Source organism: Nitrospirillum iridis (assembly GCF_014205765.1).
GTDB lineage: Bacteria > Pseudomonadota > Alphaproteobacteria > Azospirillales > Azospirillaceae > Nitrospirillum > Nitrospirillum iridis.
Map to the genome: position 1 here is coordinate 79,150 of NZ_JACIIZ010000003.1, position 26,381 is coordinate 105,530.

General features: G+C 68.2%; 16 protein-coding genes. 3 read left to right on the plus strand and 13 right to left on the minus strand.

Going from position 1 to position 26,381, the window contains the following annotated elements; all coding sequences use genetic code 11:
- The first annotated feature begins 32 nt into the window (after positions 1-32).
- Positions 33-2,828 (plus strand): TonB-dependent receptor plug domain-containing protein, encoded by a 2,796-nt coding sequence (locus FHS74_RS05790; protein WP_184798421.1) that lies wholly within the window; start codon positions 33-35, stop codon positions 2,826-2,828.
- A 122-nt stretch (positions 2,829-2,950) separates the two neighbouring features.
- Here FHS74_RS05790 and FHS74_RS05795 read toward each other — a convergent pair whose 3' ends face one another.
- Positions 2,951-3,616, minus strand: coding sequence for an O-methyltransferase (locus FHS74_RS05795; protein ID WP_184798423.1), 666 nt, complete (start codon positions 3,614-3,616; stop codon positions 2,951-2,953).
- Positions 3,617-3,711: 95 nt separating this feature from the next.
- On the opposite strand from FHS74_RS05795, the gene FHS74_RS05800 reads away from it, so the two are divergent.
- On the plus strand, positions 3,712-4,392 hold the full coding sequence (locus FHS74_RS05800; RefSeq protein WP_184798425.1) for a TetR family transcriptional regulator: 681 nt from the start codon (positions 3,712-3,714) through the stop codon (positions 4,390-4,392).
- On the opposite strand, the gene FHS74_RS05805 is transcribed toward FHS74_RS05800, so the two are convergent.
- From FHS74_RS05805 to FHS74_RS05855, 11 genes are all read right to left on the minus strand, one after another.
- Positions 4,349-5,476 carry an ABC transporter permease gene (locus tag FHS74_RS05805; RefSeq protein WP_184798427.1) on the minus strand — a complete coding sequence of 376 codons (1,128 nt, stop codon included), beginning with the start codon at positions 5,474-5,476 and terminating at the stop codon, positions 4,349-4,351. The two genes, FHS74_RS05800 and FHS74_RS05805, sit on opposite strands and share 44 nt — an antisense overlap.
- Before the next feature lie 4 nt (positions 5,477-5,480).
- Positions 5,481-8,204, minus strand: a complete 2,724-nt coding sequence (gene rbbA, locus FHS74_RS05810; protein WP_184798429.1) for a ribosome-associated ATPase/putative transporter RbbA — start codon at positions 8,202-8,204, stop codon at positions 5,481-5,483.
- Positions 8,201-9,220 carry an HlyD family secretion protein gene (locus FHS74_RS05815; RefSeq protein ID WP_184798431.1) on the minus strand — a complete coding sequence of 340 codons (1,020 nt, stop codon included), beginning with the start codon at positions 9,218-9,220 and terminating at the stop codon, positions 8,201-8,203. Before FHS74_RS05815 ends, rbbA begins: the two co-directional genes overlap by 4 nt.
- A 14-nt stretch (positions 9,221-9,234) precedes the next feature.
- Positions 9,235-10,833 (minus strand): MBL fold metallo-hydrolase, encoded by a 1,599-nt coding sequence (locus tag FHS74_RS05820; RefSeq protein ID WP_184798433.1) that lies wholly within the window; start codon positions 10,831-10,833, stop codon positions 9,235-9,237.
- A 32-nt stretch (positions 10,834-10,865) separates the two neighbouring features.
- Positions 10,866-11,699 (minus strand): LOG family protein, encoded by an 834-nt coding sequence (locus FHS74_RS05825; RefSeq protein WP_184798435.1) that lies wholly within the window; start codon positions 11,697-11,699, stop codon positions 10,866-10,868.
- A 165-nt stretch (positions 11,700-11,864) separates the two neighbouring features.
- Positions 11,865-16,115, minus strand: coding sequence for a glycogen debranching protein GlgX (glgX, locus tag FHS74_RS05830; protein WP_184798437.1), 4,251 nt, complete (start codon positions 16,113-16,115; stop codon positions 11,865-11,867).
- Positions 16,112-17,566, minus strand: a complete 1,455-nt coding sequence (gene glgA / locus FHS74_RS05835) for a glycogen synthase GlgA (protein WP_184798439.1) — start codon at positions 17,564-17,566, stop codon at positions 16,112-16,114. The genes glgX and glgA overlap by 4 nt, the downstream gene beginning before the upstream one ends.
- Positions 17,567-17,571: 5 nt before the next feature.
- Entirely contained in the window at positions 17,572-18,873 is a 1,302-nt protein-coding gene (glgC, locus tag FHS74_RS05840; protein WP_184798441.1) for a glucose-1-phosphate adenylyltransferase, read from the minus strand.
- Positions 18,874-19,022: 149 nt separating this feature from the next.
- Positions 19,023-21,239, minus strand: coding sequence for a 1,4-alpha-glucan branching protein GlgB (glgB, locus tag FHS74_RS05845; protein WP_184798443.1), 2,217 nt, complete (start codon positions 21,237-21,239; stop codon positions 19,023-19,025).
- A 44-nt stretch (positions 21,240-21,283) separates the two neighbouring features.
- Entirely contained in the window at positions 21,284-23,809 is a 2,526-nt protein-coding gene (locus FHS74_RS05850) for a glycogen/starch/alpha-glucan phosphorylase (RefSeq protein ID WP_425491262.1), read from the minus strand.
- A 363-nt stretch (positions 23,810-24,172) separates the two neighbouring features.
- On the minus strand, positions 24,173-24,478 hold the full coding sequence (locus FHS74_RS05855) for a hypothetical protein (RefSeq protein ID WP_184798445.1): 306 nt from the start codon (positions 24,476-24,478) through the stop codon (positions 24,173-24,175).
- A 322-nt stretch (positions 24,479-24,800) separates the two neighbouring features.
- Between FHS74_RS05855 and FHS74_RS05860 the strand changes: the two genes are divergently transcribed.
- Positions 24,801-25,985 (plus strand): AGE family epimerase/isomerase, encoded by a 1,185-nt coding sequence (locus FHS74_RS05860; protein WP_184798447.1) that lies wholly within the window; start codon positions 24,801-24,803, stop codon positions 25,983-25,985.
- Between the two features lie 14 nt (positions 25,986-25,999).
- Here FHS74_RS05860 and FHS74_RS05865 read toward each other — a convergent pair whose 3' ends face one another.
- Positions 26,000-26,233 carry a hypothetical protein gene (locus FHS74_RS05865; RefSeq protein WP_184798449.1) on the minus strand — a complete coding sequence of 78 codons (234 nt, stop codon included), beginning with the start codon at positions 26,231-26,233 and terminating at the stop codon, positions 26,000-26,002.
- Positions 26,234-26,381 lie beyond the last annotated feature (148 nt).

The following is a 26,381-nucleotide window of genomic DNA, read 5'->3' on the forward strand; positions in this document are numbered from 1 at the left end:
CGGCATAAAACGCCGAACGGGGAGGGGAAATCATGAAATCCGTAAGTCTATCCGTGTCCGGCCTGCGGGCTCATCTGCGGTCGACCGCGTCAATCGTGGCGTTTATTTCTTTCTGCGCCGGCGCTTTTCCGGCGTTGGCCCAGCAGAAGGACGCGGAGCAAACGGATGATGGCCTTACCGAGGTGGTCGTCACCGGTACCTACTTGAAGGTGAAAAGCCAGGCGGACATTCCCGATCCCACCCAGACCCTGGACCGGGATGCCATCAACCGTTCGGGCGTCAGCAATCTCAGCCAGCTGACCAACCTGACGCCGGCCAACATCGGCAGCATGGGTGGCGCGCAGGACCTGTCCAAGGGCGGCCCGGAGAACCACGGTTCGCGCTCCGCCAACCTGCGTGGCCTGGGGCCGTCCTCGACCCTGGTGCTGCTGAACGGTCGCCGCACCGCCGCCACCGACACCGACGGCAACCTGAATCCCTATGTCAACCTGAACACCCTGGTGCCGCTGATCGAGATCCAGCGGGTGGAAACGGTGCTGGACGGCGCGTCGGCGCTATATGGGTCCGACGCCATCGCCGGCGTCATGAACTTCATCACCGACGACCATTTCAACGGGGTGGCCGCCGGTGGGCAGTACACCTTCGTCGACGGCGCGCCGAAATATCTGGCGGAGGGCATGTACGGCGGCGGTAGCGACCGCTTCCACGTCGTGGGCTCGTTCAGTTACGAACACCAGAAGAACCTGCAGAATTCCCAGCGCCGGGTGACCAATTTCTACAGCCCGTCGGGCACGTCGCAGCCGGGCAACTTCATCCTGTCAGCGGCCCCGCACACCGCCGGCGGCGGCGACGTCATCATCGACAACGGCGTCAACGGCGCCATCAACTATACCCAGTTGTACAACAGCACGGTGGCGGCCCGCGTGGCCGGCGGGGCCAGCCCCACGGCCACCGCCACCAAGAACGTGCAGGTGGCGGACCCCAGCTGTGACGTGCCCGGCACCGGCGGCGTGTTCGTGGGCAGCAGCTTCCCGCTGGGCGCGTGCCAGTTCAGCTACCAGGCCATGAACCCCATCCAGCCGGCCTACAAGCAGGTGCTGTCCCACATGTCGGGCACTTATGACGTGACCGACACCCAGCAGATCTTCTTCGAAGGCCGCTACTACGTCCAGGATTCCGACCGCTACGGCGTGGCCAGCACGCCCATCACCCGGGGCAGCATCGTCGTGCCCGCCAGCAACCCGGGCAATCCGTTTGGGGTGCCGGTCACCTTCCTGGGGCGTGTCATGGGTGTGAACGGCCCCTATGACGACGACAAGACCAACCTGACCGGCACGCACCTGGTGCTGGGCGGCAAAGGAAAGCTGTGGGGGGATTGGGAATATTCGCTGGACGGCGTCTATTCGCGCGAGCAGCAGGTCTACGATGTCAAGGAAACCGACCTCGTATCGCTGCAAAACGCCGTCAACGGTTATGGCGGCGCCGGTTGCCCTGTATCCTTCAATGGTACCGCCAGCTTCGCCCCCGGGACCAACGGCTGTTCCTATTTCAGCCCCTTCGGCAAGGACCAGAAGGTCAACAGCCAGGCGGTCATCGACCAGTTCTTCACCTACACCACCTCGCGCACCGTGTCGGAATACATGATCGCGGAAGGGGTGGTGACGGGGAAGCTGTTCGACCTGCCGGGGGGCACCAGCGCGCTGGCCGTGGGCGGCCAGTTCCGCAACGAATACCGTTCCATCCTCTATGACGCCTTCCGGGTCAGCGGCCGCACCGCCTATCTGCCGCCGGGCGTGTCGGGCTCCGGCACCCGCCAGATCGGCAGCGGCTTCGCCGAACTGGGCCTGCCCCTGCTGAAGGACCTCTATATCGATAGCGCCATCCGCTATGAGGATTACGGCCCCTTCGACAGTGTGGATCCCAAGATCGGCGTCAACTGGCACGCCACGCCGGAACTGACCCTGCGGGCGGCGGCCAGCACGGCCTTCCGTGCACCGGCCCTGGCGCAGTCGGTGGGCAGTGCCGCCACCAGCGGCACCTCCAACCTTTACGACCCGCTGGTGGCCGGCGACAAGGGCACCTTCCGCAACGTCAACACCGTGCCCAACAACAAGCTGCAGCCGGAAACCTCCACCAACTACGATTTGGGCATCACCTGGACACCCGTCCGGCATGGCGAGGTGTCGGTCGATTACTGGAACTATGACTTCAAGAAAAAGATCGCGCTGCAGAACGCGCAGGCCGTGATCAATGCCGATCCCACCGGACCGGCGGTCATCCGCGACGCCAGCGGCACGCTGGTGGGCGTCAATGTCGGCTATTTCAATGCGGGTGCGGTCAAGACCGACGGTGTCGACGTCACCGCCTCCTACACCTGGGACCTGGACGACCACCAGCTGACCTTGCGCAGCACGCTGGCCTACATCCACAGCTATGAGATCCAGAACAGCCCCGGCACGCCGGTCTATGAGGTGGTGGGCCACCGCAACGCCAACAACTTCGCCCCGGTGACGCCGCGGTGGCGGGACAACACCTACCTCACCTGGGAACACGGGCCCCATACCGCCACCGTGACCATGCGCTACACCTCTGGGGTCGCGGATGATTACGGCGTCAACCTGGGGGCGGCCACCACCGCCACCGTGGGCGCCTGGGTGGTGTGGGACGCTCAGTACGCCTACCAGGCGACCGAGGCCGTGCGCGTCAGCGTGGGGGCGGTCAACCTGTTCGACCGCGATCCCCCTGGCGCCAAGTTCACGGGATACCTGCCCAGCCTGGAGGATGCGCTGGGCCGGCAGGTTTACATCCGGCTGGACACCCGGTTCTAAGGCCCGCTCACGTCGGCGAAACCGCCTTGCACGTGGCTCCTGTCGGGGCAAGGCGGCGTCGCCGTGGCGACCGGGTTGGCGACGCTGGGGCCTGGGTCGTGCGCCAGCCTGTCCATCCCGGTTCAGGCGAGACGCATGGACAACTCCACATCGTCCGCGAAAGGTATGGATAGATAGCCGCTGGCGGGGTCGCGCACCCGGGCCAGATAGTCGGGGCTGTGGTCGGCGTTGTCGGCGACGATGAAGGCGCTGGGCCGCAGGCGGCTTTCCACCAGGGCCAGGATGTCGGGATAGAGCCCCTTGGCACCGTCCAGCAGCAGCAGGTCGATGTTGTCGGGCAGGTCGGCGGCCAGTGTCCTCAGCGCGTCCCCCTCGCGGATTTCCACCAGGTCGATCAGGCCGCCGGCCGTCAGGTTGGCGCGCGCCCGCGCCACCTTGGACGGCTCGAACTCCGTCGTGATCAGGCGGCCGCCACCATTGTCGCGCAAGGCCGCCGCCAGGTGCAGGGTGGAGATGGCGAAGGAGGTGCCAAACTCCACGATCGTTCGTGCCCCGGCGCCGCGCGCCAGCATGTAAAGCAATGCGCCGGTCCCGCGTGAGACGGCCAGCGGCATGTCCTTCAGCTGGCTGTAGAAATCCAGATAGTCGGTTTTGCTGCGCATCAGGCGCTGCTGCTCCGCTGGCGATAGGGCGGCAGCGGCCGGGAGGGCGGCCGGAGAGGTGGCGTCGGCCTCCGCGAACAGGCGATCCAGCAGGTCGGCCAACGGGGCGGTGGTCAGGGTGCTCATGAAGGGCCTCGATCTTGAACGGGAACGCGGTCTTGCGTTCGGTTCAAAATACGACTAATCCATCGTGTTCCCTATTCGCATTGCCCGGCCGCCCTGTGACCGACCGTCGTCCCCCGCAGATCTCCTCGCGAAAGCAGCCCAAACAGGCCCGCTCGGCGGGGCTTGTCGCCACCATCCTGGAGGCGGCGGCTCAGGTTCTGGCGACGGAGGGCGTGCCGCGCTTCACCACCGCGCGGGTGGCGGAAAAGGCGGGGGTCAGCGTGGGCTCGCTGTATCAGTATTTCCCCAACAAGGCGGCGATCCTCTTCCGGCTGCAAAGCGACGAATGGCGCCAGACCACCGGCCTGCTGCGCGACATCCTGGCCGACACGCGCCAGCCGCCGCTGGATCGGCTGCGCACCCTGGTCCATGCCTTCGTCCGGTCGGAATGTGAGGAGGCGGCCATGCGAGGGGCGCTTGACGCTGCGGCCCCTCTCTACCGCGACGCGCCCGAGGCCCAAGAGATCAGGGCCGCTGGTGATGGGATCGTCGCGGCCTTCATGGCGGAGGTGCTGCCCCAATCAACCGGGGCGGCGCGCGCCCTGGCTGGGGACCTGATGAAGACGACGCTGGCCGCCGTGGGCAAGGAATTCTCCGAAAGGCCCCGGACGCCGGGGGAAATCGCCGCCTATGCCGACGCCATGGCCGACATGTTCTGCGCCTACCTCGGCCATCTTCAGGCCGACGGGCGGGTCAGCGGACGGCCGCCAGATGCCGCCGGAAGCGCCACAGGCTGAGGCAGAAAAACAGAGTGCCCATGCCGGCCACGGCGGCGAAAGGGCGCCAGACCAGGGTGATGTCGGCCCCGCGATAGAGGATGGCTTGGGCGAAGGCGACGAACTGGGTGGCGGGGGAGAACTGCATGATCCGCTGCAGCACCACCGGCATGCTTTCCAAGGGCGTGTTGCCGCCGGACAGCAGGTTCAGCGGCAGGACGATCAGGATGAACAGCAGGCCCAGTTGCGGCATGGAGCGGGCCACCGTGGCCAGGAAAATGCCGAGGGCCGTGGAGAAGAACAGATAGACGGCGGTGCCGGCCATGAACAGCGGTATCGACCCCGCGAGGTGGATGCCCAGCGCCCAGCGGATGATCACGGCCATGGACAGCCCGGTCATGCCCAGGACCACCAAGCCATTGGCCAGCACCTTGGCGCCCATGATCTCCAGCGGGCGCACCGGCATGACCAGCAGATGCTCCAGCGTGCCGTGCTCGCGCTCCCGGATCACGGCGGCGCCGGTCAGCAACACCGACAGCATGGTGACGTTGAACAGGATGGCCATCACGCCGGTGAAGCGTGTCGTCTCCAAGGTCTGGTTGAAGGCGAAGCGCAGCTGGGCGCTGACCGCGTCCGGCGTGGTGGATGTCTTGTCGCGGGCCAGGAAGCGCGTGACCTCGTCGCTCAACACCGACTGGATCTGGGCGGCGCCGATGCCGGCCTGCATCATGGCCGTGGCGTCCACCAGGATTTGCAGTTCCGCCCCCCGCCCGGCCAACAGGTCGGACTGGAAGTCGGGCGGCACGTCCAGCACGAAGGTGTAGCGGGCGTCGGCCATCGCCTGGTCCACCGCGGCCTTGCCGATCAGGGCGGGGGCCTGGAAGTCGGGCCCACGGAAGGCGGAGCGGAAGCGCAGCGACAGCGGCGACTGATCCTCATCCACGATGGCGATGGAGGCGTTGCGCAGTTCGTGGCTGATGCCGGTGGCCTGCAGGTAGATCATGCCGGTGAAGGCGTACAGCACGAAGAACAGCATGAAGTGGTCGCGCAGCAGGCCCGCCAGTTCCTTGCGCGCCAGGGTCAGCAGGTTGCGAAAGAGGGCCATGGGCTCAGGTCTCCTGCTTGCGCAGCAGCACGGCTGCCGTCAGCACCAGGACGGGGAAGAAGATCGCCAGCGACAGGATGAAGGGCGTCAGTTCCGCCAGCGACAAGCCCTTGGTGAAGGCGCCCACGACGGTCTTCACGAAATAGGTCGTGGGGAAAATGGCGCCCAGCAGGTAGGGCATCCCCGACAAGGTCGAAACCGGTTGCATCATGCCGGAGAACTGGATGGCGGGCAGCATGGTGACGATGGCCGTGCCGAAGACGGCGGCCGTCTGCGTGTTGACGAAGCAGGACACCAGCAGGCCCAGCGCGGTGGTGGCCATGACATAGGCCAGCGCCCCCAGGCTCAGCCCCACCAGGCTGCCTTTCAGCGGCACATGAAAGATGACCAGCGCCATCACCACCATGACCGCGTAGTTGAAGAAAGCGATGGCGATATAGGGCGCCTGCTTGCCCAGCAGGAATTCCAGTCGCGAGACCGGCGTCACGTACAGGTTGGTGATGGACCCCAGTTCCTTCTCCCGCACCACCCCCAATGCCGTCAGGATGGACGGGATGAACACCAGCAGCAGGCCGATGACGCAGGGGACCATGGCGTCGACGGACCGGAAGGCCTGATTGTAACGGAAACGGGGCACCAGGGTCAGGCCGGGGGCGGAGGTCACGCCGGCTTCCGTCGCCAAATCCTCCTGCAGCCGGGTAAACAATCCGGCGACATAGCCCTGGATGGTCTCGGCGCGGAACGGCATGGCGCCATCGATTTGCACCGCGATCTCCGCCGGCGCGCCCTTTTTCACGTCCCGGCCGAAGTCGGGGGGGATGTCCACCACCAGGGCGACGTCGTTGGCCTGCAGGCGCCGCAAGGCCTGGGCGGCATCGGTGGCCGGCGGCGTCTCCTGGAAATAGCGGGAACTGGAGAACGCCTCCACCACCGTGCGCGACAGGGGGGTATGGTCGCGGTCCAGCACGGTGTAGCGCAGGTTCTCCACATCGAAATTGATGCCGTAGCCGAAGACCAGCATCAGCAGCAGGGTGCCCAGCAGGGCGACCGTCAGCCGCACCGGATCGCGCCTCAGCTCCAACCCCTCGCGCAGGGCATAGGCGGACAGGCGTCGCAGGGAAAAGCCTTCCGTCGCCGTGGCTGACGGCTCGGTCGCCGGTACCGTCACCGACACCGGTCCGGGCGCCGCTTCCTCCGGCGCGTTCTCGCGCATGTAGGCGACGAAGGCATCGTCCAGGTTGGCGGCGTTCTTGGCCCGGCGCAATTCGTCGGGGGCACCGACCGCCAGCACGCGCCCCGCCTGCATGAAGGCCACGCGATCGCAGCGCGCGGCCTCGTTCATGTAGTGGGTGGAGACGAAGATGGTGACGCCCTGGTCCCGCGACAGGGCGGTCAGCTGCTGCCAGAAGGCGTCGCGGGCGACGGGATCGACGCCCGAGGTCGGCTCATCCAGGATCAGCACTTCCGGCTTGTGCAGCACCGACACCGCCAGCGACAGGCGCTGGCGCACACCCAGCGGCAGGCTGTCGGCCAGTGAGGACAGATAGGGCGCCAAGCCGAAATCGCCCACCACCTCGGCCACGCGGTCGCGGGCGGATGCCCCCGTCAGGCCGAACAGGGTGGCATGCAGGTCCAGGTTCTGCGTCACCGACAAATCGCCGTAGAGCGAGAAGGACTGCGCCATGTAACCGACCCGCCGGCGGGTGGCCAGGTCGCCCGGGTCCACCGCCTGCCCGAACAGCAGGGGCGTGCCGGCGCTGGCCGGCAGCAGGCCGGTCAGCATCTTCATCGTGGTGGTCTTGCCACAGCCGTTGGAACCCAGGAAGCCGAAGATCTCCCCCTTGGGGATGGCGAAGCTGACCCGGTCCACGGCCACGAAGTCACCGAACCGGCGTGTCAGATCCCGCGCCTCGATGGCGATGGGGCGGCCGGTCGGCAGGGGGGCGACGGGGACGGTCTGGCCCGGCCCGCGCCGGTCCGCCGGCAGCAGGGCGACGAACGCGGCCTCCAGGTCCGCCGTGCCGGTGCGGGCCTTCAGCTCATCCGGGGAGCCGTCGGCCAGGATGTGGCCACCGTCCATCATCACCGCCCGGTCGAAGCGCTGGGCCTCATCCATGTAGGATGTCGCCACCAGCAGCGTCATGCCCGGTCGGTCGGCGCGGATGCTGTCGATCAGGTCCCAGAACTGGCGGCGCGACAGGGGGTCGACGCCCGTGGTCGGCTCATCCAGGATCAGCAGGTCGGGGTCGTGGATCAGGGCGCAGCACAGGCCCAGCTTCTGCCGCATGCCGCCGGACAGCTTGCCCGCCGGCCGGTCTGGGAAGGGGGCGAGGCCGGTGGCCGCCAGCAGATGATCGATCCGCCGCCGCCGCTCCGCCGTGCCCTGGCCGAACAGCTTGCCGAAAAATTCCAGGTTCTCCCGCACCGACAGGTCGGGATAGAGGTTACGGCCCAGGCCCTGGGGCATGAAGGCCACCCGGGGTTGCAGGCGTCGCCGGTCACGGCGTAGCGCCATGTCGCCGCCCAGCACCTCCAGCTTGCCGTCCTGCAGGCGCTTGGCGCCGGCGATCAGGCCCAGCAATGTGGATTTGCCAACGCCATCGGGGCCGATCAAGGCCAGCGTCGCGCCCGCCGGCACCGTCAGGTCCACGGCGGCCAGTGCCGGTGTGCGGCCGTAGCGGTGGCTCACGCCGCTGACCCGCACCGCCGATGGGGCTGGCGCCGTCATCGCGCCGCCGCGGGGGCCGCCGCCGCGGCCGCCGTTGTCGTCAGCCGCGATTGCAGCCAGGCGGGCCAGACGGCTTGCGCGTCCAGGCGGACATAGGCCGTGCCGCTGACACCCGTCTTCACCTGTTCGATATGGCTGGTCACCAGGGCCTGCGGGATGCGGGCCTTCACCCGGAACATCATGCGGTCCCGTTCCGCCCGGGTCTCAACCTGCTTGGGCGTGAACTGGGCCTTGGGCGCCACGAAGCTGACGGAGGCCGGGATGGCCAGGCCGGGCAGGGCGTCCAGCAACAGCCGCACGTCGGCGCCCAGCGCCACGCGGTTGGCGTACTCGGTCGGCAGGAAGAAGGTCATGTAGACGTCGGACAGATCCAGCAGGGTGGCGACCTTGCCACCGGCGCCCAGCATCTCCCCGGGCTGGGCCAGCTTATACAGGATGCGGCCCGTCACCGGCGCCTTGAGGATGCCGTCGTCCGCCAGGTCGCGCAATCGGTCGGCATCGGCCTCCGCCGCGCGGATGTTCTCCTCGGCGGCGCTCAGGCCGCTCTTGGCGGACTGCAATGCCGCCGCGGCGGTTTTCTGCTGGTTGCGGTTGGTGTCTATCCGTTGTTGCGAGACGTTGCCGCGCGAGAACAGCTCTGTCGCCCGCTGCATCTCCCTGTTGGCGAGGTCCAGCTCGCTGCGCCGCTGCACCACCAGGCTGGTGGCCTGGTCCCGGGTCTTCTGCGCCTGGGCCAGGGCGGCGACGGCGGCGCGGTACTGGGACTGCACGTCACGGACATCCAGGCGCGCCAGCACGGCGCCCGCTTGGACCAACTGGCCTTCCTCGAACTCGATGGACAGGACGCGCGCGGCGTATTTCGCAGCGATGTCCACCTCCTGCGCCTCGATACGGCCGTCGGCGGAGGCGAAGCCCGCCGGCAGGACGGGGCCGCGTGAGCGGAGCCAGTACAGGTATCCGCCGCCGCCGGCACCGGCCAGGAGGATGAGCACCAGAAGGAACCTTAGGAAACGCATGGTCCGTGTGCTCCTTAATGGCCCTCGGCGGGCGCCGAGGGGTCGCTTGATGGTTTCAGAAGTGCCGCGATTTGATGCAGTAGGGCCAGGCGACGGGCGTCGTCGCCATGGCGCAGGGTCTCGCTCAGCTCCAGCACGGTGGCGGCATACAGATTGTGCCAATCTTCGTCCGGCACGGAGGCAAGGCGCGGCTGGGCGGCTGGAACCAGCACGCCCTTGCCCGCCCGCAGCACGATGGTCTCATCCAGTGACGGTTGGTGGATGGGAACGGTTGGGCCGGTGGCGGCCAAGGCGTCCGCGAGCGCCGCGCGGGGGGCCGTTTCCCCGTGCAACAGGGCGATACCGCCCCGGATGGGGCCGCGCGCCGCCAGCCAGGCCAGCAGCGCCGCCTGGTCGGCATGCCCGGAATAGCTGTCCAGGGTGCGGATGCGGGCCCGCACCTCGATCTCTTCGCCGTGGATGCGGACCGGGCTGACGCCCTGGGTCAGCAGGCGACCCAGGGTGCCGGGCGCCTGATAGCCCACGAACAGCACCGTGGCGTTGCGTTGCCACAGGTGGTTCTTCAGATGGTGGCGGATGCGGCCGGCGTCGCACATGCCGCTGGCCGCCATGATGATGGCGCCGCCGCTCAGGCGGTTCAGGCGCTTGCTGCCCTCGACCTCGCTGATGGGATGGAAGTAGGGCCGGTCGAACGGGTTGGCGACGGCGGCCTGGTTGATGTCCGGCAGGTGTTGGCGGAAGACGTCCGTCACGTTCACCGCCAGGGGGCTGTCCAGGAAGATGTCGGTGCGCGGCAGCGCGCCCTGGTCGACCAGGCGGTCCAGGTCGTACAGCAGCTCCTGCGTCCGCTCCACGGCGAACACCGGGATCAGCAGCACGCCGCCGGTCTTGAGGGCCGCGGCCACCTCGACGCCCAGCTGGCGCCGCCGCTCGTCATTGTCGACCGGCGGCCGGATCGTGCCGCCGTAGGTCGATTCACAGAATACCCAGTCCACGTCCGACGGCCCCTCGGGCGCGCCGTGGAAGGGTTTGTCCCCGGGGCCCAGATCGCCCGAGAACAGCAGAGTCTGTTCGCCGTCGTCCCCCGCCACCTTGACCTCGACGGAGGCGGAGCCCAGCAGGTGGCCGGCATCCCAGAAGCGGACCTTGACGCCCGGCATGACGTCGACCCAGACGCCGTAATCCGCCGGTTCCAGTTGCTCCAGGCAGGCCTCGGCATCTTTGCGGGTATAGATCGGTTGCACCTCCGGCCGCCCGCGCTGGCGGTTGCGGTGGTTCAGGTGCAGAACCTCGCTTTCCTGGATGAAGCCGCTGTCGGGCAGCATGAAGGTCAGCAGGTCACGGGTGCCGCTGGTGCAGTGGATACGGCCCCTGAAGCCTTGGCGGCACAGCTTGGGCACCAGGCCGGTATGGTCGATATGGGCATGCGTCAGCACCAGGGCCGCCGGCTCACGGGGATCGAAGGGGAAGTCGCGATAGTTCAGTTCCTTGACCGTTTTGGGCCCCTGGAACAGGCCGCAGTCGATCAGCAGCGCCCCGCCGTCGTGGCGGATCAGGGTGCAGGAGCCGGTGACGGTGCCGGCGGCGCCGTGGAAGGTGACGGTGGGGGTCATGGGAACAGGCCTTCGAGGAGGTAGGCGGGGGCTCAGGCGGTCGCGGCGGGCGGATCCGGCACCTTCAGGCCGTGGGCCAGCAGCCCGCGCCAGACGCCCGCCGCGTCATCGGCGAAGCTGAACAACTCCAGGTCGGAGGATGAGATCATGCCGGTCTTGGCCAGGACGTTGAAATCCAGCACCCGCGTCCAATAGGCCCTGTCCATCAGCACAACGGGGATCGGCGGTGACTTGTTGGTCTGACGCAGGGTCAGGATCTCGAACATCTCGTCCAGGGTGCCGAAGCCGCCGGGGAAGATCACCAAGCCCGCCGCGCGCATCGCGAAATGCAGCTTGCGCATGGCGAAGTAATGGAACTGGAAGGTCAGTTCCGGCGTGGTGTAGGGGTTGGGCTCCTGCTCATGCGGCAGGGCGATGTTGAAGCCGATGCTGGGGGCGCCCGCCTCCCAGGCGCCGCGGTTCACGGCCGCCATCAACCCGCCGCCGCCGCCCGTGGCGATGACGTTGTCGCGATAGCCACCGGGCACGCCATCCAGGGCGCCGCCGCGCTGCGATGCCAGCCGGCCGAAGGCTTGGGCCTCGGCGTACCACCGGTCTGAACCGGGGAATTCGGCGGCGCGGGCGGCCTCTTCCGCCGTCGCCGCCACCGTCGCGTCCGCCGGGCGCACCCGGGCGCTGCCAAAGGTGACCAGGGTGGAGCGGACGCCCCAGGCGCGCAACCCTTCCTCCGCCTTCTCATACTCCAACAGCAGACGGGCGCCCCGCATGCCGTCGCTCAGCAGGAAATCCCGGTCCAGGGCCGGCAGTCGATAGGCCGGTGATGTCATTTGCGCCCGGTTGCGGGGTGCTGAAGCATCGCGGGACATGGTGGTGGGGCGTCCTTGCCATGGCTGCAGGATGGTCGCCGTGCTGTTCGCCCGGCCAATCATCCGTTCATGAGCCAACCATTCACCATCCCGGCCATTGGCAAAATGATCCACCTCAATCCCCGGCCGTGATATCGGGGAGTGCGGCGTAACATGTTGAGCTTGCTAGGTGTGGCGGCTTCCCAGCGCCGCCAGGATGGCCCGGCCGCGCGGGCTGGTGAACAGCCCTTCCACCGGCGGTTCCAGGCGGCGGCGCCAGTTCGGCCGCTCCCGGTCCGTGCCCGGCAGGTTCACGGCTTCCGCTTCGCCGGCCAAGTCGTCGGCCTGTGCCAGCAAGAGGACGGCGGGGGCGGTCGAGACGTAGGCGTGGATGGCCGCGGCCACCGTGTCGGTCAGCGCGCCGTCCAGATCAATGGGGGCGGGGTCCAGTCCGCCGGCGGTGATCAGCTGGTCCAGCAGCACGCGCTTCTCTTCCCGCCGCGCGGTGCGGGCGGCTGCCTCCGCCGTGTCATCCAGCAGACCCAGGCCCCGCTTTTCCGCGATGTCGGCCCCCGCCCACCAGCCCACCAGGGTGGGCAGGTCGTGGGTGGAGACGCAGGCCGCCGACCGTGGCGGCCAATGGGCCGGATCGCGGAAGCGGGCGCCCTCACGCTCGAACCACAGCACCCGGTAGGACAGGATGTCGGCCTGGCCCAGGCGCTCGCGGAAGCCATCGGGCACCGTGCCCAGATCCTCCCCCACCACCGCGACGCCGGCGCGATGGGATTCCAGCAGGGCGCGGGCCAGCAGCAGCTCGAACGGCGCCTGGACATAGGCGCCGTCCCGCCCCTCCGCCCCCTTCGGCACCCAGAACAGCCGGCGCAACCCCATGACATGGTCGATGCGCAGCAGTCCGGCATGGCGCATGTTGGCGGCCAGCAACTGGGCGAGGGCCGCGCCAGCATCCGCCGTCTGCGCCAGCGGGATGGGCGGCGGCAGGTTCCACACCTGCCCCTGGGCGGAGAACAGGTCCGGCGGCGCGCCGATGGAGGCCGCGAGCGCGAAGGCGCCGGGCGTCCCCCAGGTTTCCGCGCCATCCGGTGCGGCGCCCACCGCCAGGTCGCGGTAAAAACCCAATTTGAGGCCGCCCTCCCGTGCCGCGCGGTCGGCCGCCGCCAGCTGCCGGTCGGCCAGCCATTGCAGCCAGCCGTGGAACTCCGCGTCCGGCACCGGGGTGGCGGCCTCCGGATCGCGGGCGGCCTCGGGCCAGGTGGCCCACGGGCCGGCATGGCGGTCCGCCAGCGCCTCGAACCGGGCGAAGCGCGCCAGGGCGCGGCCGCCGGCCTCCCGGAAGGCCTGGAACGCCGCCACCGCCGGGTGGCCGGGCCGGCGCCGGGCCAGGTCGGCGAAACCGGCATGCGCGGCCGCCAGCACCTGCCGCTTCAGCGCCCACACGGCCGGGTAGTCGACGGCGCGACAGCCGCGCAGCCGGGCCAATGTCGCCGCCTCGCCCGTCAGCAGCCGGGCCGCCACCCCGTCCGGGTCGGCATCCCCCAGCGCCGACAGGTCGATGTAAATGGGGTCCAGGAAACGCCGGTCAGAGGGGTGGTAGGGGCTGGCCCGCTCCCGGTCGCCGCCGAACAGGGCATGCAGCGGGTTGATGCCGATGGTGGCGGCCCCCTCCGCCCCGGCCAGCGCGCCCAGGCGGCCCAGGGTGGTGAAGTCGCCGACGCCCTGGTCGCCATCCTGGCGGCGCAGGGTGTAGAGGTGGGCGCCGATGCCGAAGGTCCGCGCGCCGGGTAGCAGGGCTGGCGGGCTATAGGCCTGGGGCGGCGCCACCACCAGCATGGCCGTGATCTCCGGCCGGTCCGCCAGGCGCAGGCCGTGCAGGCCGGGGGGCAGGGCGGGCAGGGTGATTTCCATCGCCACGCCGTGTCGTCCATCGGGGGCGATGACGGCCTGCCGTCGCCCATCCAGTCGGGTTCGCAAGGACCGAACAGGCCCATCTTCCGGCGCCAGCACCAGGTCGAGGGTGTCACCGCGGGGAGCGGGCACCCACAGGCGCAGGGGCTGGCCGGCGGTACCCACCACCGCGCGGGGCAGCGGCCGGCGCGGCCCCTCCTCGGACAGGCGGGCCAGACCGTCGTTCACGGCGCCGGCCGTATCGGCCTCCAGGCCCATGGCGCCCAGCAGTGCCCGCTTGCTCTGGTCGCTCACGGGATGGTGGCCGCCCATCTCATCCCACCAGTCGGGGGCGATGCCGGCCGCCTGGGCATAGCGGTCCAGCAGGGTGGCGTCAGGTGGCGTCTGACGGCGGCCGGCATCGGCGGCCCCCTCCACCAGCACCAGGACGCCACGCGGGGGGATAAGGGTGGGGCCGTCGCCGGTCGCGGCCGCTTCCCCGTCTTCCCGGCTGCTGTCCAAGGCGACGTGCCAGCTGTGGCCGGGGCGGTTCCAGAGTGCCGTCAGGGCGCGCGCCTCCCAGTTCCGGTTCAGGATGACGGCCACACGGTCAGGCCGGCCGTCCCCGCCGCTGGCGGCGAACACCGCCACCAGCAGGCCGGCGGCGCCGTCGTTCCAGTCCGCGTCGCCCAGGGGCTGGCCGTCGGCGCGCAGCCATTCCACGTCCGGAAGGCCCACGTCGGGCAGGCCCACGTCGGACAGGCCGGACGCGTCGGCGGTGCCCGTCAGGAAGCGGTCGGCGCGCAGGGCCGGATGGGCCTGGCGCAGGGCGATCACCCGGCGGGTGAAGGCGTACAGGCCCTGGTCCACGGCGCCGTGATCCAGCCAGTTCAGCGCGTTGTCTTGGGCATAGGCGTTGTTGTTGCCGCCCTGGCTGCGTCCGGCCTCCGTCCCCATGGCCAGCATCGGGGTGCCCCGGGCCAGCAGCAGGGTGGCGATCAGGGCGCGCTGGTCGGCCCGGCGGGCTTGCGTCACGGCGGGATCGTCGCTGGCGCCCTCCACCCCGTGGTTCCAGCTGGCGTTGTCAGTGGTGCCGTCGCGGTTCCCCTCGCCATTGGCCTCGTTATGCTTGCCTTGGTGGCTGACCAGGTCGGCCAGGGTGAAGCCGTCGTGGGCCACCACGAAATTCACGCTGCGCGACGGCCGGCGCTTGGCCGCGAACAGGTCGGACGATCCGGCCAGCCGCGTCGCCAGCGCGCCCAGCAGATGGCCGTCGCCCCGCCAGAAGCGCCGAACGTCGTCGCGGAAGCGGTCGTTCCATTCGCCCCAGGGGGCGGGGAAGCCGCCCGGCTGATAGCCGCCGGGGCCGATGTCCCATGGCTCCGCGATCAGTTTCAGCTCGCGCAGAACCGGGTCCTGGGCGACCGCGCTGAGGAAGGGCGACGCCGCGTCGAAACCCCGGTCGGTGCGGCCCAGCGTGGCCGCCAGATCGAAGCGGAAGCCGTCCAGCCCCGCCCGGTCGGCCCAGGTGCGCAGCGCGTCCAGCGCCAGGCGCAGCATCATCGGCCGGTCCACGGCCAGGGTGTTGCCGCAGCCGGTGTCGTTGTCGTAATAGCGCCGGTCGTCGCCGCGCAGGCGGTAATAGCCGGCATTGTCCAGGCCGCGCAGCGACAGCGTCGGGCCCAGTTCATCGGACTCGCCGGAATGGTTCAGCACCACGTCCAGCACCACCTCGATGCCGGCGGCCTGTAGGGCGGCCACGGCGGCCCGCACCTCCGCCCAGCCGCCGGGGGCCAGGCGCGGATCGGGCGCGCAGAAGGCGACGGGGTTGTAGCCCCAGGCGTTGGTGAGACCCAGCGGCGGCAGATGGCGCTCGTCCATCCAGGCCATGGCCGGCAGGATCTCCAGGGTGGTGACGCCCAGGTCGCGCAGATAGGCGACGCTGGCCGGGTGGCCCAGGCCGGCGAAGGTGCCGCGCGCCGCTTCCGGCACCTCAGGATGCAGGGCGGTGAAACCCTTCACCAGGCATTCATAGATGACCGTGCGGTCCCACGGGATTTGGGGCCGCGCCACCGCGCCGGGGGCGAAGGGCGCATCGACCACCGCCTTGGGCACGAAGGGCGCGCTGTCCACGGTATCGGCCGCCATGTCGGCGTCCGCGTCACCCACCGTATGGCCGAACTGTGCCGGGTGGGGCCGGAAGGGGCCGTCCAGGCGGGTGGCATAGGGGTCCACCAGCAGCTTGGCCGGGTTGAAGCGCTGGCCGGCGCGCGGCTCCCAGGGGCCATGGGCGCGCAGGCCATAGCGCTGGCCCGCCTGGACACCCTGGATGAAGCCGTGGAAGACGTCGCCCGTTCGCTCCGTCAAGCGGATGCGGGCGGTCTCGACCGCCGGGTCGCCATCGAACAGGCAGACCTCGATGGCGGTGGCCGTCCCGGATCGCACCGCCACATTGACGCCGTCGGCCGCCAGCGTGGCGCCCAGGGGCTCAGGCTGGCCAGGACCGTCGGCGGGGCGGTATCGCGGCTGGGTCACGCTGCGGCCACTCCCGCCAGCTCGCGGTAAAGGGCGGCGTAATGGCGTGCCGGGTTGGTCCAGGACACGTCGGTCGCCATGGCGTTGCGCCGCAGCCGCTTCCACACGGCGGCATCGGCGTGGAGGCTGGCGGCGCGTTGCAACGCGCCCTCCAGCGCCAGGGTGGTGGTGGGCTGGAAGCGCAGGCCCGTGCCCACGCCGTTGGCGATGGCCATTTCATTGGCGTCGATGATGGTGTCGGCCAAGCCGCCGACGCTGGACACCACCGGGATGGCGCCATAGCGCAGGGCGCACAGCTGGGTCAGGCCGCAGGGCTCGAAGCGGGACGGGACGATCAGCGCCTCCGCCCCCGCCTGGATCAGGTGGGCCAAGGCCTCGTCATAGCCGATGATGCAGCCGACCCGGCCGGGATGGGCGGCGGCGGCGTCACGGTATCCCCGCTCCAGCGCTGCTTCGCCAGCACCCAGCAGCACCAGCTGCGCGCCGGTGGCCAGCAGGGTGGGCAACGCCTCCAGCAGCAGATCCAGGCCCTTCTGCCACGACAGGCGGCTGACCACCCCGAAGACCAGCGCGCCGGGGTCGTCAGTCAGGCCGAAGCGTTGTTGCAGCGCCGCCTTGGAGAGCGCCCGGCCTTTGGGCTGCCTGGCGGAATAGGGGGCGGGCAACAGCGGGTCGTGGGCGGGGTCCCAGACCGTGGTGTCGATCCCGTTGATGATGCCGGACAGCCGGTTGGCCCGGGCCCGCAGCAAGCCGTCCAGGCCCATCCCGGCCTCCGGCCCCCGGATCTCCTGGGCGTAGGTGGGCGAGACGGTGGTCAGGCGGTCGGCCAGTTGCAGGCCGGCCTTCAGATAGCCGACGGCGCCGTAGTACTCGACGCCGTCCATGCCGAAGGAATGGGACGGCAGACCCAAGTTGTGCAGCAGCGTGGCGTCGAATTGACCCTGGAAGGCCAGGTTATGCACGGTGATGACGGTACCCGGCCGGGGGCCGCCCTCATAGTGCAGGTAGGCCGGCGCCAGGCCCGCCTGCCAGTCATGGGCGTGGACCACGTCCGGGCGGGGCAGGCTGGTCCGGCCCAGGCCGATCTCGGCGGCGGCCCGCGACAAGGCGGCGAAGCGCAGGGGATTGTCCGGCCAGTCGCGGCCGTCCGGGCCGACATAGGGGTTGCCCGGCCGGTCGAACAGATGGGGGGCGTCCACGACCACCAGGTCCAGGCCCCGCGCCGTTCCGGCCAGCAGCCGTGCTGGGCCGCCGAACAGCTCGTCGAAGCTGTGCACTGGCGTCACGTCGGCCAAGGCCGCCAGGACCGATGGGTAGCCCGGCACCAGGGTGCGCACGGCCACGTCTTCGGCCGCCAGCGCCCCCGGCAGGGCGCCGACCACATCCGCCAACCCCCCGGTCTTGATCAGGGGAAACACCTCCGAGGCGACCGAGAGGACGGCGATCGTCATCCGTTTCAATCCTTCAATCTGTCGATCATGGCCTGGGTGATCAGGCAGACGCCGCTGGCGCAGCGGCGGAAGCGCGCCGCGTCCAGTTCCGGATCCTCGCCCACCACCAGGCCGTTGGGAATGCGCACGCCCCGGTCCACCACCACGTTGGTCAGGCGGGCCGACCGGGCGACATCGACATAGGGCAGCAGCACGGCGTTTTCCACCGAGGAGAACGAGTTGATCCGCACGCCGGTGAACAGCAAGGCCCGCTTCAGCGACGCGCCGGAGACGATGCAGCCACCCGACACCAGGGAAGAAATGGCCTGGCCGCGCCGGCCCTCCTCGTCATGCACGAACTTGGCCGGCGGGGTGATCTCGCTGTAGGTCCAGATGGGCCAGTTCTGGTCATACAGATCCAGTCCCGGCACCAGGTCCGTCAGGTCCAGGTTGGCCTCGGCATAGGCGTCGACCGTGCCCACGTCGCGCCAGTACGGCTCCGCCTCGGCGGTGGACCGCACGCAGGAGCGTGAGAAATGGTGGGCTACCGCCTTCCCGTGCTTGACGATGTAGGGGATGATGTCCTTGCCGAAGTCGCGGCTGGACCCCGGCTCGGCCGCGTCGCGGCACAGCTGTTCGGCCAGGAACCTCGTCTCAAAGACATAAATGCCCATGGAGGCCAGGCAGCGGTCGTCGCTGCCCGGCATGGTGGGCGGATCCTTGGGCTTTTCCACAAATGAGAGGACACGATTGTCCGCGTCCACGTGCATGACGCCGAAGCCGGTGGCCTCCTGCTTGGAAACCTCAAGGCAGCCGATGGTGACGTCGGCGCCGGAGTCGACGTGCTGCTGCAGCATCAACTCATAGTCCATCTTGTAGATGTGGTCGCCGGCCAGGATGACCATGTATTTGGGGTCGTAGTCCTCGATGATGTCCAGGTTCTGGTACACGGCGTCGGCCGTGCCCTCATACCACAGATCCTCCGACACGCGTTGCGACGCCGGCAGGATGTCGAAGCTCTCATTGCGCTCCGGTCGGAAGAAGTTCCAACCCCGCTGCAGATGGCGGATCAGGCTGTGGGCCTTGTACTGCGTGGCGACGCCGATGCGGCGGATGCCTGAATTCAGGGCGTTGGACAGGGCGAAGTCGATGATGCGCGACTTGCCGCCGAAGTAGACGGCGGGCTTGGCCCGGCGGTCGGTCAGTTCCATCAGGCGCGATCCGCGCCCCCCGGCCAGCACATAGGCCATGGCGTGGCGGGCCAGCGGCGCCTTGACGATCGACCGGGCGCTGTCGGCCCTGGTGGCGGGGAATTGGGCGTTGGTCATGGTGTCACCTCCCGGTACAGCGGGTCTCGCGCCCGCCTCATATTGTCATTCCGCATCCAGGCCAAGCAGTCAGGCGCCCCGTACGTCAAACAGTCCAACCGTCCCCCCTGTTTCCATGCGTCCCTATTTTCGGCTCAATCCCGGGCGGTTCATTGTCCAGGATCAAGTGTCAGCCATACGGTTGCTAGCGGCGGCAGGGTCAGCGCGGCGGAGGCCGGCAGGCCGTGCAGCGCCGCCGCGTCCGCCGTCACCACCCCCCCATTGCCCAGCCCCGATCCGCCATAGATCCAGGCGTCGGTGTTCAGGATCTCCACCCAACGCCCGGCCACGGGCAGGCCGACGCGGTAGCCGTGGCGCGGTACGGGGGTGAGGTTGCAGAGGACGGCCACTGGTGGCGCGCCGTCATCGCCGAAGCGCAGGAAGGCGAACACCGACTGCTCATTGTCGTCGGCCACGACCCAGCGGAAGCCCGCCGCCTCGCAATCGGCCTCGTGCAGCGCGCCGCGCTGGCGGTAGTGCCGGTTCAGGTCGCGCACCAGGGTGCGCAGACCCTCATGCCGTGGATCGGCCAGCAGGTGCCAGTCCAGCGACCGCTCGAAATTCCATTCCCCGCGCTGGCCGAACTCCTGCCCCATGAACAGCAGCTTCTTGCCCGGGTGGCCCCACATGAAGGCGTAATAGGCGCGAGTGGTCGCGAACTTCTGCCAATCGTCACCCGGCATCTTCTCCAGGACGGAGCACTTGCCGTAGACCACCTCGTCATGGCTGATCGGCAGCACGAAATTTTCCGAAAAAGCGTACAGCAGGCCGAAGGTCATCCGGTCGTGATGCCATTTGCGGTGGACGGGATCGGTCGACACATAGTCCAGCGTGTCGTGCATCCAGCCCATGTTCCATTTGAAGCCGAATCCCAGGCCGCCGGCATAGGCCGGCTGCGACACGCCCGGCCAGGAGGTGGACTCCTCCGCCACGGTCATGGTGCCGGGATGCTCGCCATAAACCAGCGTGTTGACCGTCTGCAGGAAGTCCACGGCTTCGAGGTTCTCATTGCCGCCTTCCCGGTTGGGGATCCACTCCCCGGCTTTGCGGGAGTAATCGAGATAGAGCATGGAGGCGACGGCATCCACGCGCAGCCCGTCGACGTGATAGCGGTCCATCCAGTACAGCGCGTTGGCCGCCAGATAGTTCGCCACCTCGCGCCGGCCGAAATTGTAGATCGCCGTCTTCCAGTCGGGGTGGAAGCCCTGGCGCGGGTCCTCGTGCTCATACAGCGCGGTGCCGTCGAAACGGGCCAGACCGTGCACATCGGTGGGGAAATGGGCGGGCACCCAGTCCAGGATGATGCCCAGTCCGGCGCGATGGGCGCGGTCCACCAGGCGGGCGAAGCCATCGGGCCGGCCGAAGCGGGCGGTGGGCGCGAACAGGCCGATGGGTTGATAGCCCCAGGAGGGGTCGAAGGGGAATTCCGAGATGGGCAGGAATTCCAGATGGGTGAAGCCCATGTCGACGGCGTAGGGCACCAACTGGTCGGCCAGTTCGTCCCAGGTCAGATAGCGGCCGTCTTGCCCCCGCCGCCAGGAGCCCAAATGCACCTCATAAATGGCGATGGGACAGCGGCGGGCATTCGCCGTCCGCCAGAACGCGCGGTGCGCCTCATCCCCCCAGGGAAAATTGTCGGTGCGCGCGACGACGGAGGCGGTGGAGGGGCGCAATTCGCTGGCGAAGCCGAAGGGGTCGGCCTTCAGCGGCAGGACCTGGTCGTCAGGCCCCACGATCTCATATTTGTAGACCGCCCCTTCACCCAGGCCGGGGGCGAAGATCTCCCAGACACCGCTGTCCACGCGCCGGCGCATCTGGTGGCGCCGCCCATCCCAGCCATTGAAGTCGCCGACGACGGAGACGCGGCGCGCGTTGGGCGCCCAGACGGCGAAGTGCACGCCGTCCGCCCCCTCATGCGCCTTCAGGTGGGCGCCCAGCTTTTCGTACAGGCGCTTATGGGTGCCCTCGACCAGCAGATAATCGTCGGTGGGCCCCAGGACCGGGCCGAAGGCGTAGGGGTCGTCGAATTCCCACGTCCCGCCGTCATTGGCGCAGCGCAGGCGGTAGCGGAAGCGCTTCTTGCGGCGGGGCACCCGGCCTTCGAACACGCCGGCATCGTGCACGCGGGTGAGGGGGGCGATGGTGGCGCCATCCGGCGCCACCGCCTCCACGCTTTGCGCCCCCGGGACGAAGGCGCGGATGACCAGTCCCGCCGCGCCGTCATGCAGGCCCAGGATGGCGAAGGGATCGTCATGGCGGGCGGCCAGCAGCGCCTCGACATCGCCCTGCCGCGCCGTCCAGCCCGTCGTCCCCTTCGTCTTCGCCATCAGGCCCCCTTGGTCGGTCTTCTTCTTGTCGAACGCGCGTCACTTCAGGGTTTGGCGACGATCGGCACGTTCCAGATATCCGTCGCGTATTCCGCGATGGCTCGATCGGAGGAGAAGAACCCCATGCGCGCGGTGTTGATGATGGCGGAACGCCACCACGCGGCACGGTCGTGCCATCGCGCGTCGACTAACCTTTGGGTGGCATAATAGGCGTCGAAGTCTGCGGCCACCATGAAATAATCATGGTACTTCAAGGTGTTCACCAGGTCGCCAAAACGACCCGGCTCCCCCGGCGAGAACACGCCGGACCCCAGCGCGTCCAGCACCTCCTCCAGCATGGGCGAGGCGGCGATAACGTCCGCCATGTCAATGCCCTTGCGCCGCCGCGCGTCCACCTCGTCTGTCGTCAGGCCGAAGATGAAGATGTTGTCGTCGCCGACATGGTCCCTGATCTCGACATTGGCGCCGTCCAGCGTGCCGATGGTCAGCGAGCCGTTCAGGGCCAGCTTCATGTTGCCGGTGCCAGACGCCTCCATGCCGGCGGTGGAGATCTGCTCCGACAGGTCGGCGGCGGGGATGATGGCTTCCGCCAGGCTGACGTTGTAGTTGGGCAGGAACACCACCTTCAGCAGGCCGCGCACGGCCGGGTCGCGGTTGACCAGCCGGGCCACGTCGTTGGCCAGCTTGATGATCAGCTTGGCCTGGTGATAGCTGGCGGCGGCCTTGCCGGCGAAGATCTTGACCCGCGGCACCCAGTTGCCGCCGGGGTTGGCGCGGATAGCGTCGTACAGCGCCACGATCTCCAGGATGTTCAGCAGCTGGCGCTTGTATTCATGGATACGCTTGATCTGGACGTCGAACATGGCGTCCGGGCTGACCGTCACCTCCAGCCGTTGGCGGATGATCTTGGCCAGTTCCACCTTCTTGGCCCGGCGGATGGTCTGGAAGCGGTCGACTACCCCGGCGTCGTCGGCGTAATGCTCGAACCGGGCCAGGGCGTTCGGGTCATCCATGACCTGGGCGCCACAGCAATCGACCAACAGCTTGGTCAGGCCGGGGTTGGCCTCGAACAGCCAGCGGCGGAAGGTGATGCCGTTGGTCTTGTTGACGATGCGGTCGGGGTAGAAGCGGTCCAGGTGGTTGAACACCGTGCGCTTCACCAGGTCGGAATGCAGGGCCGACACGCCGTTGATCTTGTGCGAGCCGATGAAGGCCAGATGGCCCATGCGCACCCGCCGGCCGTGGCTTTCGTCGATCAGTGACAGGGCCGACAGCATGCCGCCATCGTGCTCGCCGCGCGACCGCACCAGTTCCAGATGCAGGGCGTTGATCAGGTAGATGATCTGCATATGGCGGGGCAGCAATCGTTCCATAAGCGGAACGGGCCAGCTTTCCAGCGCCTCCGGCAGCAGGGTGTGGTTGGTGTAGGAGAAGACGGCGGTGGTGATGTCCCAGGCGTCGTCCCAGCCAAACTCCTCCTGGTCCAGCAGGATGCGCATCATCTCGACGATGGCGATGGTCGGATGGGTGTCATTCAGCTGGACGGCGACCTTGTCGGGCAGGGTGCGCAGGTCGCCATGGTGCTGCTTGTGGCGGCGGATGATGTCCTGCAGCGAGGCCGCGACGAAGAAATATTCCTGGCGCAGGCGCAACTCCAGGCCGGCCGGTGTGGCGTCGCTGGGATACAGGACCTTGGAAATGGCTTCCAGCCGCACGCGGGCCGCCAGCGCGCCGACATGGTCGCCCTGGTTGAAGGCGTCCAGGCGCAGGGCGTCCGGCGCCCGGGCGGACCACAGGCGCAGGGTGTTCACATGGGCGGCGCGCCAGCCGGTGACGGGCGTGTCGAAGGCGATGGCGTCCACCGTCTCCTCCGGCTTCCACACGTGGCGCGTCTCGTCCTCACTGACCTCGATGGTGTCGACCGTGCCGCCGAAGCCCACGGAATAATCCACCTCCGGCCGTTCGAACTCCCACGGGTTGCCGAAGGTCAGCCAGTTTTCCGGATATTCGCGCTGCCAACCATCCTTGATCGCCTGGCGGAACAGGCCGTGATCATAGCGGATGCCGTAGCCATGGGCGGCGACCTGCAGCGTCGCCATGCTTTCCATGAAGCAGGCGGCCAGGCGGCCAAGGCCACCGTTGCCCAGGGCCGCGTCCGGCTCGATCTTGCGCAATTCGTCCAGATCCACGCCCAGGCCGGCCAACGCCTCGCGCACCGGTTCCGTCAGGCCGGTTTCCATCAGGGCGTCGATCAGCAGGCGGCCGATGAGGAATTCCAGCGACAGGTAATAGACGCGTTTGCGCTTGGATTCGTATGTCTTGCGGGTGGACGACATCCAGCGCTCGACGATGCGGTCGCGCACGGCCAGCGTCGTGGCCAGGAACCAGTCGCGCTTGCTGGCCACCTCGGGGTTCTTGCCCACGGCATAGGTCAGCTTGGCCAGGATGGCCGCGCGCATGACATCGCCATCCACCTCTTCAGGCAAGGCCGGTGGCGGGGGCAGGGGGCGGATGGCGTCGGGTTCGCGGGAAGGTTCAGAAATAGCGGGCGGGGCGCCGGTCTCAGTCACGCTGCCTATCCTTTCCACTCGAGAAGACCTCTTACCCTCAGCTTTGCATGATTGCTGCAACGCGGCAATCAAGAGAGGGGTATATAACCGCTCAATCGCCGACGGGTTCCAAGATGGCGGCGGTTCCGCAACTTTAATTCGCGGCCAGCTAATCCTGTAGCGTGGTGGTCAATCGTCGCGCAAACCCGGTGCCGCAGGGGACGTTCCTCGCGCGGTTCAGGGCGATGCGGCGGGCGTCATCCAGACACCGCCGCGCAGGCCGATTCGCCGCGCAGGGCCAAAACAAAAAGGGGACAGGCCTGAGCCCATCCCCTTTTTTTAACGAAGTGCGTCCGTTTGAACCGGGGCGCGCCGCGCGACCGGTCAACCCTTGGCCTTGAAGGCGCGCAGCTGCTTGTTGAACTCGTTAGCGATGCTCTGCATCTGGTCGACGGCGGCGTTGTACTTGGCGGAGCCGGCGGCCTTGTCGTTTTCCAGGCACTTCAGGAAGTCCTGCATGTCGGCCATGTAGCCCTTCACCGAGGTGTTGGCGCTGGTCATCTGCTCGGTCGTGGCAGCGGCGCCATCCGGGATGGCCGGCGGGTTGGCGTGCGTGCTGCACTCAGCCAGCGCGGGGCCGGCGACAAAAAGGGAAACTGTGGCCAGAATGCCAAGAAACTTCGCGTTCATCGTGATCTCTCTTCTCTGCTGCCCCGGTGGTCCGTCATTCTGTGCGGCGCAAAACAGGGGGGTGGAACCAGATGCCCCAGAGTGCGCTTGTGACGACGGCCGCTTGTTTACGGGCGGTTTATTAGCAAAACCTTGCCAAGGTGAAAACAAGTCCCGCATGCATCGTTGGGCTGCGCTGCACGCGGGGTTCTGGTACCGGTGGGGCGTATAGTTGAATAGGCCGCAACCCGATCGGCGCGCTCCGATGATTTCCGACACGCCCCGCCTTTTGTTCTGGTTGTTCTAGGGAACTGCAATGCATTTTAGGAAAATTGCCCTGGCGATGGTTTGTTTTTTTCTGACAAGCACTTACGCGCTGGCGGCGGATGGGCTGTGCGCTGCACTGCAGCATGCGGTGCGGGCCGCGGCGCCCGGTTCCGGCCCCCGGTTCGTGACCAGTTATCCGGGGAACGCCCACCCGGCCCTGGCGCACAGCGCCTTCACCTACGACAACGCCCTGGCAGCCATCGCCCTGGTGGCTTGCGGCCATACCGAGGACGCACGCCTGGTTGGCGATGCCTTGGCCCTGGCCGCAGAGGCGGATCGCACCTTCAAGGACGGCCGGGTCCGGAACGCGTATCGCGCTGGTCCGGCCGCCGATCCGCCGCTGCCGCCTGGTTGGTGGGACGACAAGGCGGGACAATGGGCGGAGGATCCTTATCAGGACGGTAGCGCCACGGGGAATGTTGTCTGGGCGGCGTTGGCGTTGCTGACCCTACACGAGGCCACGGGGGAGGCGCGCTATCGCGACCGCGCGGCAGGCCTCATGCGCTGGGTGGCGGATTTGATGGCGGACCCCGCCCAACCGGGCGGCTATATCGGTGGGTTCGACGGCTTCGACCCTGCCCAGCATCGCCTCAATTACAAGGCGACGGAGCATAATATCGATGCCGTGGCGGCCTTCACCTGGCTGGCCCGCCTGACGGGCGACGCCGCCTGGACGCGTCAGGGGGCTCTGGCGCGTGGGCTGGTCGCGGCCGCCTGGGATGGATCGGAGGGACGCTTTCGTATCGGCACCGGGCCGGATGGACGCACCTGGGCGTCCGGCGCCGCCCTGGACATCCAGCTGTGGCCACACCTGGCCATCGCGGACGCGCCTGCCGACTGGCGGCGATCCTTGGCCTGGGTTGAGGCGCGGCACGCCGTCGGCGGTGGCTTCGACTTTAATGATGATCGGGATGGCGTCTGGATCGAGGGGACGGCGCAGGCGGCGCTCACTTACAGGATGCTGGGGCAGGAGGCCAAGGCGGCGGCGGCGTTGGCCACTGTGCTGGCGGCTGGCGGGCCTGACGGCTTGCTCTACGCCACGGGGGCGGGCACGGTCACGACCGGGCTGGCGGTGGGGCCGGCGTCCAGCACGGATGATTTCCGCTACTACCACCAGCCGCATGTGGGCGCCACGGCGTGGGCGGTCCTGGCGCAGGTCGGCTGGAACCCGTTCACCGGGCGGCGGATAGGGGGGCGGTAACGCCCCCCAAACGTTCATTGCCGGCGGACGAGGGCGGCCCCCATCAGCACAACGCCCAGAATCAGGGCGGCTGGCCCAACAAAGGGAGGGATGACGTGGGTGCTTTCTTCCTTGGCCGTCACCTTGAGGTCGCCGATCTTAGCCAGTTCCTTGGTGTCCTTGGTGGTGAAAATCGGCACGGCCAGGGCGAGAACGCCCAGAATCACGATCACGGCGCCGGAAATCAGTAGTCCATTCTTGGAAGTCATTTTCCTCTCCAACATCATGTCATATCTGTTCCCGATCGGCTTAAATTCGCCGCCGAATCCGATGACTTGATCATCATCGCATTGCGGACATTCGTCACGGATACTTTGGTCGTACGTCGGTAACTGAGCCCATTGGGAGCTATTTTTA